This is a genomic window from Streptococcus sp. Marseille-Q8145 (genome assembly GCF_965112035.1).
The window spans coordinates 262,330-273,971 of record NZ_CBCOPQ010000001.1 but is presented as its reverse complement, the minus strand read 5'-3'; the positions used below and the strand labels follow the sequence as shown (position 1 = coordinate 273,971).

Here is an 11,642-nt window from a genome sequence, read left to right as displayed (position 1 = left end):
AGGAAAGACTATGGCAGATTATGGCAGTAATAATGACCGAGGGTACAATCTTCTACTTAGGGTAGAAGAAACAGGAACTAGCACCGCCAATAATACCTCAACTGTACGTGTTCAATTGTGGCTACGAAATGGCCAAACAACCTTTGGGATGTATAACTGTAGTGCCAGTGTTTCCATAGATGGTCAAACTCTTTCTTGGAGTGGTAGACCAGATATGTACAGCATGAACTCTTCTCTTCATCTCATTGATAAAACCATCACCATCGCTCACAATTCCAATGGTCAAAAGACCATTGGTTTTTCTGCGACCTTTTCAGGAAGTGGTGGATGGTCACCAGGAACTCTTAATACCGGTTATCAATCGTTACGATTACGAGATATTCCACGGTCCTCAACAGCTAGTGTTTCTGGGAATATGATGGGTTCTCCAATTACCATTTCTATTACGAGAGCAAGTGGGGATTTTACACACAAGGTTACTTGGCAATTTGGTAGTTTGAGTGGAGTGGTCGCAACTGGTGCAACCACTTCTTGTAGTTGGACACCAGAAGTTGCAAAATTAGCTCCTCAAATCCCCAATGCGACCTCTGGTATTGGCACAATTTTAGTACAAACCATTTATGGAGGAAAGGTCATCGGTGAGTCTCGGATTCAAGTGACTCTTCAACTTCCGAGCTCGGTGGTTCCCAGTCTATCCTCTATCAGTTTATCGGATTTAAATACGATTGCTCAAAATGCCATTACAGGCAATACCTTTGTTTCATTGGAGTCAAATCCCAAGGTTACCTTTAATGGTGCTACAGGAATTTATGGATCAACTATTCCAGCTAGTGGTTATCGAGCGGAAGTGTTTAAATTTGAAGGAAATAGCTGGATACAACTCCAGAATGTAGCTACTGCACAAAATGGCGGAGTAGGAGGTATTAACCATGTTGGTCGTGCCAAAATCTCTGCTTTTGTGACGGATTCAAGAGGAAGACAAAGTCCGAGAAAGGAAGTCGAGATTTCTCTACTTGAATATTTTAAACCCATTCTATCCTTTACTTCAGTTCGAGTCGGAACTACCATGAATCAATTAAATGTGATTCGAAAAGTAAAAATTGCACCACTCATTGTAGGCAATAGTCAGAAGAATCGAGCCACTATGACGTGGGATATTCTTGATTTATCAACTGGTACAAAGACAACGAATGTAGGTGGAGCCGCTAACTGGAGTACGACAACGGAACATACCAAAGAGAATTTTCAAGCTACCCTGAATGGCACCTATGACCAAACCAAGTCTTATACCATCATTGGTCATTTGCGAGATTTATTCTATGAAACGGATTTTGAGTTTACGGTTGGTCCTGAAAAGGTAGTTTATGGCTTATCTCCGACAGGGATGGGGATAGGAAAAGCATGGACACGAGGGGTTCTTGATGTGGATGGTAGTCAGCCTTCTTATTTTGATGGAGACATCATCATGCGTAACAAAAAGCTGATTGATATTTTCTATCCGATTGGAACGATTTATGAGTCTACGAGTTCTGAAAGTCCTTCAACTTTTATGGGAGGGAAGTGGGAGCGGTTTGGGAATGGACGTGTTTTGGTTGGTGTCTCTGAGACAGAAAGCGAATTTAATACTGTTTCAAAAACAGGTGGCAGCAAAACTCATACCTTAACCATCAATGAAATGCCTGTTCACTCACATCCGCAATATGTTTCTGCCAATTCAGGTAATCAGGCCACACGTCGAGATTATTCTTCTGACGGGAGTTCATCATTGTATCCTCAAGGAAATAACACAGGTAATTCTGGAGGAGGACAGGCTCATAACAATTTACAACCTTATATTACAGTTTATCGGTGGCGACGTACCGCTTAGAGGAGAAACAATGAAACAAGAAGTTTTGACTAATAAATTAGTGTTTTCAGGAATCGGTGGGGTCATCGGTTCTATTTTTGGAGAAATCGATGGCTTTCTTTATGGCCTTTTGATTTTTATGTTGATTGACTATGTGACAGGGATTATGGCAGCCATTGTCGAGAAGAACCTCTCCAGTTCTATCGGTAAAAAAGGGATTTTCAAAAAAGCCATGATTATCTGTTTGGTGGCTGTTGCCCACATGATTGACCTACATGTCTTAAAACAAGGTGGGGCAGTTCGAACAGCTGTTATCTTTTTCTACTTCAGTAATGAAGGACTGTCCATCTTGGAGAATGCGACTCGTATTGGATTGCCAGTGCCTAATCGTATTAAACAAGTCTTACGTCAGTTAAACGAAGATAAGGAGGATGAGAATGACAAGTAAAGAAAAGGTTGTTGCCAATGCCCTCTCGAAAGTCAATACCAAAGTGACGGTGCCTACCAATCCTTATGGTGGGCAATGTGTGGCTCTAATTGATAAAATCGTTCAGGAGGAAACAGGGAAGAATATGTCTTACACCAATGCCATTGACTGTCTTGATAAGGCAAAAGCCAATGGTTTTCAGGTCACCTATGATGCCGTAGGGGTTAACCCACAGGCGGGTGACTTTTACGTGATTCGTGTACCGAGTCACAGTTTTGGTCACATCGGTGTTTGTTTAGCGGATTCTGATGGTACTGGACTTGAAGGTGTGGAACAAAATGTCGATGGTTATTCGGATAGTAACCGTAATGGGGTCAACGATCAACTGGAAGTTGGCGGTTACACTCGACGTGTGTCACGAAAGTGGTATTCTGATGGGCGATTAGTTGATAGCCATAGTGGTGGATTGGTTGGTTATATGGTTGGCTGGTTTAGACTGCCTTATGAGGTAGCAACTAGCACAAAGAAAGTAGAAACTTCGGAGGATGAGGATATGAAAAATTTTGTCGTACGATCAAAAAGTGGGAAACAAGGTTATGTGGCAGTGGTCAATGGTGCTGTCTTTGGGATTGGTCACATTGATACAGTTGTTCAGTTGCAATCAGCTGGTGCAGCACACTTAACCTTAGACGATGGCGATTTCAACCGTTTCTTAGAGTCACAAAAGTTTGACGATGAGAAATTGGTTGCTTCAGTACAGGCCTTGGAAAAGGCAATTAAACAGTAACTTATGTTAAGCCTGATGGAGTGTATTTTCTGTCAGGCTTATTTTTTTTGCCTAAAAAGCGGAAAAAATGCCCTCAGCCTTACTTAGTAAGGTAGGAGGGCTATTATGACTAATGACAAATTACAAGATGAGATGACTTACCAACTGACCATGATACAGGCCGATAGACTCCTAAAATCTAGGATTATTAGTGAGGAAGTTCATCAGCAATTTAAGGAAAAGATGCTTGAAAAATATCAACCATTTATTAGTAGATTATCGACCTAAAGACTTGATAAATGAGGCCTTTAGAGTGATATATAGTAGCGAAAGGAGTGTATCAAATTGAGAATAGTTAGACGAATTCAACCGATGATGACACCGCAAAAACCTAAGTTGCGTGTAGCAGCATATGCGAGGGTATCTGATAGTCGCCTACATCATTCGTTATCCACTCAAGTCAGCTATTATAGTAGATTAATTCAGTCTCATCCAGACTGGGAATTGGTTGGCGTTTATTATGATGAAGGCATCAGCGGTAAAGAACAAAGTAACCGTCAAGGGTTACAAGATTTGTTAAAGGCATGTGATGATGGAAAAATTGATAGAATTTTAACTAAATCCATTGCAAGGTTCGGTAGAAACACCGTTGACCTATTGTCTACAGTGCGTGTACTTAGACAAAAGAACATAGGAATTACCTTTGAAAAAGAAGGGATAGATAGCCTAAGTTCCGAAGGCGAGTTGATGTTAACTCTCCTAGCTTCTGTCGCTCAAGAAGAATCGCATAACATCAGTGAAAACTTAAGATGGCAGATTAAGAAAAAGTTTGAACAGGGTCAACCTCATACACCTCAAGATATCTATGGCTACCGTTGGAATGGTGAGAATTATGTCATTGAGCCTGATGAAGCAAAGGTTGTACGACAGGTGTTTCAATGGTTCTTGGACGGAGATAATGCCCCAATGATTACTAAAAAGTTAAATGAGCAAGGAGTCTTGACACGACTGGGAAATCCCTTCACAGTCTCTAGTGTCCGAGAGTTCTTTAAGCAGGAAGCATACTTTGGACGTTTGGTATTACAGAAGACTTACCGAGAACCTTTTTCACGAAATCCTAAACGAAATAATGGGCAAAAGAATAAGTATATTGTAGAGGATGCTCATGAAGCCATTGTTTCAAAGTCTTATTTTGATGTGGTACTACAAGAAAAAGAACGTCGGTACAAGGTAATGTATCAGGAAAGCCATATGCACAAAGGTACTTTTAGAGAGTTAATCGAGTGTAGCCATTGTGGAAAAATAATGATTACTAGAGTAGACTCCAAAAAGGTACACCGAACCATCAGATACTGTTGCCGCACTAGAGACAGGTTCGGAACATCCTCTTGTCCTAGTAAGACTCTATCTGAAAAACGGATATTAGCTACATTTGAAGATAAAATTGGATTTAAACCAGATAAAAATTGGGTTACCGAAAATATCAAGAAGGTTATTTATGACTCATCAGTAGGTTTAATTACCGTCTTTCCTATAAAAGGTAGAAAATATGAACTGAAGGTTAGAAAGGAGCACTTCTTATGAAAAACGTCATAACTATTGAAGCAAATGCGCCTAGGAACTCAGAGTTAGCTAGCATTTCGCTACCTAAGAAACGTCGTGTAGCAGGTTATGCGAGGGTATCAACTGATCATGAAGACCAAACAACCAGCTATGAATCTCAGATGAGGTATTATGCAGAATACATTTCAACTCGAAGCGATTGGGAGTTTGTTAAAATGTACTCGGATGAAGGTATTAGTGGCACTAATACTAAACTGCGAGTGGGTTTTAAGAGCATGATTGAGGATGCCTTGGCTGGCAAAATTGACCTCATTATTACCAAGTCAGTTAGTCGGTTTGCAAGAAATACAGTTGATTCATTGACAACAGTTCGTAAGTTGAAGGAAGTCGGAGTTGAAATCTACTTTGAGAAAGAGAATATCTGGACTCTAGATTCAAAGGGTGAGCTGTTGATTACCATCATGTCTAGCTTGGCCCAAGAAGAAAGCCGTAGCATCTCAGAGAACGTCACTTGGGGCTTGAGGAAACAGTTTGCGGAAGGAAAGGTACATTTTCCCTATACCAACGTCATGGGCTTTGAAAAGGGCGAGAATGGTGAGATTGTTGTTAATCAGGAAGAAGCTAAGACTGTCCGCTACATTTTCCAACAGGCATTGCTTGGTAAAACTCCCTATAGCATTGCAAAAGACTTGACACAACAAGGTATCCTCTCACCTAGTGGTAAGAATCATTGGAGTTCTGTGACCATCAAACGGATGTTAAGGAATGAGAAGTACAAGGGTGATGCCCTCCTTCAGAAAACCTACACAATTGATTTTCTATCCAAAAAGAAGAACATTAACAAGGGAGAGTTACCACAGTATTATGTAGAAAATAACCATGAAGCCATTGTAGATAAAGAAACGTTTGATGCAGTTCAAGCATCACTAGATAGGAAAGAAAAGGGTAAGGGGAGTACTACACTATTTAGTTCAAAGCTGGTATGTGGGGATTGTGGGCATTACTTCGGTAGCAAGGTCTGGCACTCCACATCAAAATATCGAAGGGTTATCTACCAATGTAATGAGAAGTACAAGGGCGAAAAGAAGTGTACCACTCCTCATGTTACTGAAGATGAAATTAAGGATTGGTTTGTAACAGCAATAAATAAGGTAATCAGCAATAAGGATGAGATTATCCAGAATCTAGAAATGTTACTTGACGTTGGGGAAAGTTCTGACCTTGAACGAAGGTTGGTTGAGCTTGAAACCGAGGTAGAAGTAGTCACTCAAATGGTTTCTAATCTAGTGAAAGAGAATGCGATAATGCCACAGGACCAAGATACCTATCAGAAAAAGTACAGTAACTTGGTCGAGCGGCATGATGCACTGGTTAGTGAAATTGAGTCGATAGAGAAGCAGCTACTGGAAGCAGCCAGTCATCAAAAAGACCTCAAAGAATTTTTAAAGACACTCAATCAGCAAAGTGAGCTTATAAGTGAGTTTGATGAGTTGCTTTGGGAAACTATGGTAGATGAAATTAAAATTTTTTGTGACCAAACAGTGGCTATAAAATTTAAGAATGGAATAGAGGTAGTAGAGTAATTCTATGAAATTTTGATATAATGTGTGTAAAAAAAGTAGGTAAGAATAAAGTCTTATGAACGAGTTTTGCTATAAACTTAAAGGAAAAATACTTAGAACTGGCCAGAAATGGGATTTGCTTTCGAGTTCCCAAGCTGATGTACCCCTCTTTGTCGCAAAGTATCTAAATAATGAGCCACCAAGGTATGTGGGGAAAATACCATCTGACGAATATATTATTGCTTCTTCTGGGCCAACCATAAATGGTAGATTGAGGTCAGGTTCTGTTGATGAAAAGATAGAAAATATTTACCAAACTCTAAAAAAATATAGCACAAAAGCAGATATTGTAGTATATCGAGGAGTTAGTATGGAAACATTAGAAAAAATGGTAGAATCAGCACAAGTGGAAGGATGTATTGATTTTAAAGAGAAAGGCTTCCTTCATACCTCTCTTGTCAAAGGATTTGAATTCAGAGATCCTTATAAAAAACTACGTATTAAAATTCCTAAAGGAACTAACGCATTTTATGTAGGAAATCTTAATAATGAAGAGACACATTATTATGAAGTCATTATCCAAAAAGGAGCCAAGTTAAAAGTGATTTCGATTGATGATTATATAAATTGTGAGTTAGTGGGTACGGATTAATAAGTTAAGAAAAAAATGAAACTCAAATGAAACTCAATTAGGAGTTTCATTTTTTTATTGAGCTTGTATCAAATTGAGAACTCACACCGATACCGATCATATGGGCGATATGCTGGAAGTAGCCAAGCATTTTTCTATAAAGGAAATTTATGTATCTAAGGGAAGCTTGACCCAGTCGGATTTTGTGGAGAAACTGGAGCGGATGCAGACGAGAGTCCATGCGGTAGAAGTAGGAGATAGCCTTCCGATTTTTGATGGAGCTTTGCAAGTTCTCTATCCTGAGGAGACGGGCGACGGCAGTAATGACGACTCTGTCGTCTTATATGGACAATTTTTTGGAACCAGCTTTTTGTTTACGGGAGATTTAGAGGAGAAAGGCGAAGCTACCTTGATGCGGCGTTTTCCGCAACTCAAGGTGGATGTCTTAAAAGCAGGACACCACGGTTCTAAAGGATCCTCTAGCCCAGAATTTTTACATCAGCTTCAGCCCAAAATTGCCCTCATCTCTGCCGGTAAGAATAACCGCTACAAGCATCCTCACCGAGAAACTCTGGACAGATTTGAGAACATTAAGACACAGATTTTTCGTACAGATGAACAAGGAGCTATTCGCTTCAGTGGCTGGGATTCATGGGAAATCGAAACGGTAAAGTAACCCCTGTTTCCTTTCTCTGAGAGTGAGCCAGGATTAACTTACCTTGATTTCGAACTAAAATTATGATACAATGAACCCTGTTAATAAAAATTTAAAGGAGATTTCTATGTTTTCTGCTTATAAAAAATTTTGGACTCGTTATGCAGACTTTAGTGGTCGTTCAAGCCGTTCGGATTACTGGTGGGTTGTCCTATGTAATTTTTTGATTACTCTACCATTTTCGTTGATTGCCCTTTTCGGCTTCCTTATTCCACTTTTTAGTGAAATTTATTATGCGGGATTGTACGATTATGAACCTGATCTATCTGGAGCGATGGCTGGCGCTGGTTTAGCTGTGTTCATCATGTTCTTGCTTGCCATCTATGGACTTGCAACGATCGTTCCCCATCTTGCTATCACAGTTCGTCGTCTTCGCGACGCTGGCTTCCATTGGGCATTTATTTTTCTGGGAGTAGGGCCAACAATAGCTTCTTTCATTCCAGTTTTGAATATTTTAGCTGCTTTGGTTTCTCTGCCATGTGGTATTGCTCTGATTGTCTTGCTTTGCCAAGCTAGCAAACCAGCTCAGCAAGTTAAAGGGGCTCCTTATGGTCAACAAGGATTCCAAGGTCAGCAATTTGGTCAAGCTCAACAACCAGTTCAAAACCAACAGTTTGCTCAGCCTGGATTCCAAGGACAACAACAGCCGACACAAAACCAACAATTTGGTCAAGTTCAACAGCCAGCTCAAAACCAACAGTTTAGTCAGCCTGTTAACCAAGAGCAACCATTTGCTCAGCAACAAGCACCAGTTCAAAATCAAGGATTTGGTCAGCCTCAGCAACCTTTTGGTCAGAATCAAGTGAACCAGCCAACTCAACCGTTTGCTGCTAGCCAAGCCCAAACTCAAGAATCAACTCAATCAGCATTCTCAGCATCAGTTTCAGAACCAGCTGAATCAGTTCATTCAGTAGAAGCTCATCAGTCTCAAGCTGAAACTGCAGAACAGGCTCTGGGAACTGCTTCTGAACAAATCAATAACTCAGAGTCAATCTCTCAATAAAATCTATAAGATATCGACCCTAGATAGTTTCAATCTATCTGGGGTTTCTTTGTCGTCTTTTAAACTTTTGTAACCAAAATGACTTTCTATTCGTTATACTAGTAGAAAGGGGGAAGAATAGAAAAGTATTGCATAGAGAAAAGTATTGCATAGAGAAAAGCAGTTTCAAATGAGAAGTAGCAGCTGTGAGATTTGGGATAGAAAGGCTTTTTTGTTATTCTTTTTAAAGAAGTGCAAATAATGAGAGATGTTAGGAGAAGTTGTGGGGAGGTGAGATTATCAAACTGGATGAATACGAAAACATCTTGATTGGCTTTGCCCGAGAGATCGTCTTCTACTTGCAAAAGTCAGGAGCTTCTAAGGCCGAGGCAGAAGATGTGGTACAGGATGTTTTTGTCAAAATGTTAGAGACTGATCTGGTCATCCCAGCAGAGAAGATGCGAGCTTGGATGTATCGGGTTTCCATCCGCCGCTACATCGATCGCTATAGGCGCGATCAGTATTATCTAGAAATTTTGCAAAAGGAATTTTTCAAACAAGATGTGATTCAACCATTTGAAAACGACTATTATGAGCTGTTAAGGTCGACGATAGAAGAGCTCCCAACCAAGGAAGCAATGCTTTTAGATCTTTATTATTTCCAAAATTTTACAGTAAAGGAAATCGCTCAAATTATGTCGTATTCTGTAAGTAAAGTGAAAGTACAACTCATGCGTAGCCGAGTTAAGCTCCGCCATAAATTGGAAAGGAAAGGATATAAAAATGGAAACATTTGAAATTTTAGCGAAGAAAAGTAAAAGAAAACGACTTTGGAAGACAGTTGCCATCAGTAGTCTTGTCTCCTTAGCTTTATTGCTTTTACTAGGAAAGGGATTGATAGAATTAGCCTCGAGTAATGGTCGAAATTTGCAGAAAGAGTACGAAGTTATGTCGGAAATCGCCTACCCTAATGTTGACTATGACAGTCTTTACTACACTCAAAATTCTTTGTTTTCAGGAACCTTACATTCTGATCGTTTCAAAGATTTAGATGGAGTGAAGGTGGCTTATCCTTCCTATGAGGGGAACTATTCACTCATAGGTGCTTTTAGAGATCCGACTGCGGAAGGGACTTATTTGTCTCTCTCAGGAACCTATACGCGAACCCTGCGTCAAAAATATCCGGTCTTCCACAATATTAATGCTAAAGGAACAATAGATACAAAGCGAATCCCTCAAGAACTTGCTTCTGTCAAAGAAATGCCGAATCAATTGGTGGAAGTAGCTTTGACTTTTGATAAAGCTTATACCTATAAGGAAATCCAGAAGATGATACCGAACAACCTCAAGATTAACTGGTACTGGATTGGCAGCCAGTCAGAAGATGGTGAAAAAGGTATTGAACTGTTTTCCAATCCCCAGTTCACCTATGGAGCTAACGCTAGTCTTCTCTTTACTTATGATTTAGATTTTAGGAAGAAGGCAAAAGAGGCTAAGAAAGAGCAGCAGACTTTCTTGGATTATCTGAAAAAGGCAGATAAAAATCTTTTCCCAAGTCTTAGTGGGTACAACATGTATAATGATGTTGATGCCTATCTCAAGAAATTTGGACAGCTAGATATTCGTGAACCAGAAAATCGGGATCAATTGACTTTCTCCGGTGTCATCTTGACAGGAAAAGCAGAAAATTTCACTCAATTAGAAGGAAAAGAGTGGATTTATGCTTCAAGTATCGGTGCTTCCGTTCCCAATCAGCCTTACTATAAGCTCGATAAGGAATAATTGACAAAAAATGTGTAAAAGGCTTGCATTTTCAGTAAAATTTGATAAAATAGTAAGGAAAGTTAGACTGTATTGCCTACTGTCTATCTATAAAATATATTTTATTGGAGGCTTTTACTCAAATGGCAAAAGAAAAATACGATCGTAGTAAACCACACGTTAACATTGGTACTATCGGACACGTTGACCACGGTAAAACTACTTTGACAGCAGCTATCACAACTGTATTGGCACGTCGCTTGCCTTCATCAGTTAACCAACCAAAAGACTATGCGTCTATCGATGCTGCTCCAGAAGAACGCGAACGCGGTATCACTATCAACACTGCGCACGTTGAGTACGAAACTGAAAAACGTCACTACGCTCACATCGACGCTCCAGGACACGCGGACTACGTTAAAAACATGATCACTGGTGCCGCTCAAATGGACGGAGCTATCCTTGTAGTAGCTTCAACTGACGGACCAATGCCACAAACTCGTGAGCACATCCTTCTTTCACGTCAGGTTGGTGTTAAACACCTTATCGTCTTCATGAACAAGATCGACTTGGTTGATGACGAAGAATTGCTTGAATTGGTAGAAATGGAAATCCGTGACCTCTTGTCAGAATACGACTTCCCAGGTGACGATCTTCCAGTTATCCAAGGTTCAGCTCTTAAAGCTCTTGAAGGTGATACTAAGTACGAAGACATCATCATGGAATTGATGAACACTGTTGATGAGTACATCCCAGAACCAGAACGTGATACTGACAAACCTCTTCTTCTTCCAGTCGAAGACGTATTCTCAATCACTGGTCGTGGTACAGTTGCTTCAGGACGTATCGACCGTGGTACTGTTCGTGTCAACGATGAAATCGAAATCGTTGGTATCAAAGAAGAAATCCAAAAAGCAGTTGTTACTGGTGTTGAAATGTTCCGTAAACAGCTTGACGAAGGTCTTGCAGGGGACAACGTAGGTGTACTTCTTCGTGGTATCCAACGTGATGAAATCGAACGTGGTCAAGTTATCGCTAAACCAGGTTCAATTAACCCACACACTAAATTCAAGGGTGAAGTTTACATCCTTACTAAAGAAGAAGGTGGACGTCACACTCCATTCTTCAACAACTACCGTCCACAGTTCTACTTCCGTACAACTGACGTTACAGGTTCAATCGAACTTCCAGCAGGTACTGAAATGGTAATGCCTGGTGATAACGTAACTATCGACGTTGAGTTGATCCACCCAATCGCCGTTGAACAAGGTACTACTTTCTCTATCCGTGAAGGTGGACGTACTGTTGGTTCAGGTATGGTTACTGAAATCGAAGCTTAATTCGATTTCGTTCCCAGATAACAATTATAAAATCAGACACGAAAAGTCT

At 40.2% G+C, this 11,642-nt stretch carries 10 protein-coding genes and 2 pseudogenes; all 12 read left to right on the top strand.

Annotated elements, in window-relative coordinates; all coding sequences use genetic code 11:
• The first annotated feature begins 10 nt into the window (after positions 1–10).
• The 12 genes and pseudogenes from ACWPVL_RS01390 to tuf all read left to right on the top strand — a co-directional run bounded on the left by ACWPVL_RS01390 (position 11) and on the right by tuf (position 11,593).
• Positions 11–1,867 (top strand): DUF859 family phage minor structural protein, encoded by a 1,857-nt coding sequence (locus tag ACWPVL_RS01390; RefSeq protein WP_032462746.1) that lies wholly within the window; start codon positions 11–13, stop codon positions 1,865–1,867.
• A gap of 10 nt (positions 1,868–1,877) precedes the next feature.
• The gene (locus ACWPVL_RS01385; RefSeq protein WP_032462745.1) at positions 1,878–2,294 is read left to right on the top strand and encodes a phage holin family protein; all 417 of its coding nucleotides are present in this window, start codon (positions 1,878–1,880) and stop codon (positions 2,292–2,294) included.
• Positions 2,295–2,304: 10 nt separating this feature from the next.
• Positions 2,305–2,772 (top strand): annotated as a pseudogene (locus ACWPVL_RS01380) (CHAP domain-containing protein); the annotation flags it as partial.
• A gap of 393 nt (positions 2,773–3,165) precedes the next feature.
• Positions 3,166–3,327: an SHOCT domain-containing protein gene (locus ACWPVL_RS01375; protein ID WP_032462744.1), complete on the top strand. Its 162-nt coding sequence runs from the start codon at positions 3,166–3,168 to the stop codon at positions 3,325–3,327.
• An 84-nt stretch (positions 3,328–3,411) separates the two neighbouring features.
• Positions 3,412–4,623, top strand: a complete 1,212-nt coding sequence (locus tag ACWPVL_RS01370; RefSeq protein WP_228380115.1) for a recombinase family protein — start codon at positions 3,412–3,414, stop codon at positions 4,621–4,623.
• Positions 4,620–6,185 (top strand): recombinase family protein, encoded by a 1,566-nt coding sequence (locus ACWPVL_RS01365; RefSeq protein ID WP_011184672.1) that lies wholly within the window; start codon positions 4,620–4,622, stop codon positions 6,183–6,185. The genes ACWPVL_RS01370 and ACWPVL_RS01365 overlap by 4 nt, the downstream gene beginning before the upstream one ends.
• 55 nt (positions 6,186–6,240) lie before the next feature.
• The gene (locus ACWPVL_RS01360) at positions 6,241–6,816 is read left to right on the top strand and encodes an ADP-ribosyltransferase (protein WP_011184671.1); all 576 of its coding nucleotides are present in this window, start codon (positions 6,241–6,243) and stop codon (positions 6,814–6,816) included.
• Between the two features lie 79 nt (positions 6,817–6,895).
• Positions 6,896–7,471 (top strand): annotated as a pseudogene (locus ACWPVL_RS01355) (ComEC/Rec2 family competence protein); the annotation flags it as partial.
• A 106-nt stretch (positions 7,472–7,577) separates the two neighbouring features.
• A complete protein-coding gene (locus ACWPVL_RS01350) occupies positions 7,578–8,513 on the top strand; it encodes a DUF805 domain-containing protein (RefSeq protein ID WP_454386372.1) in 936 nt (311 codons plus the stop codon).
• A 305-nt stretch (positions 8,514–8,818) separates the two neighbouring features.
• Positions 8,819–9,289: an RNA polymerase sigma factor gene (locus tag ACWPVL_RS01345; RefSeq protein WP_454386819.1), complete on the top strand. Its 471-nt coding sequence runs from the start codon at positions 8,819–8,821 to the stop codon at positions 9,287–9,289.
• Positions 9,276–10,274, top strand: coding sequence for an anti sigma factor C-terminal domain-containing protein (locus ACWPVL_RS01340; protein WP_454386370.1), 999 nt, complete (start codon positions 9,276–9,278; stop codon positions 10,272–10,274). The genes ACWPVL_RS01345 and ACWPVL_RS01340 overlap by 14 nt, the downstream gene beginning before the upstream one ends.
• Before the next feature lie 122 nt (positions 10,275–10,396).
• On the top strand, positions 10,397–11,593 hold the full coding sequence (gene tuf / locus ACWPVL_RS01335) for an elongation factor Tu (protein ID WP_005590656.1): 1,197 nt from the start codon (positions 10,397–10,399) through the stop codon (positions 11,591–11,593).
• The last annotated feature ends 49 nt before the right edge of the window (positions 11,594–11,642 follow it).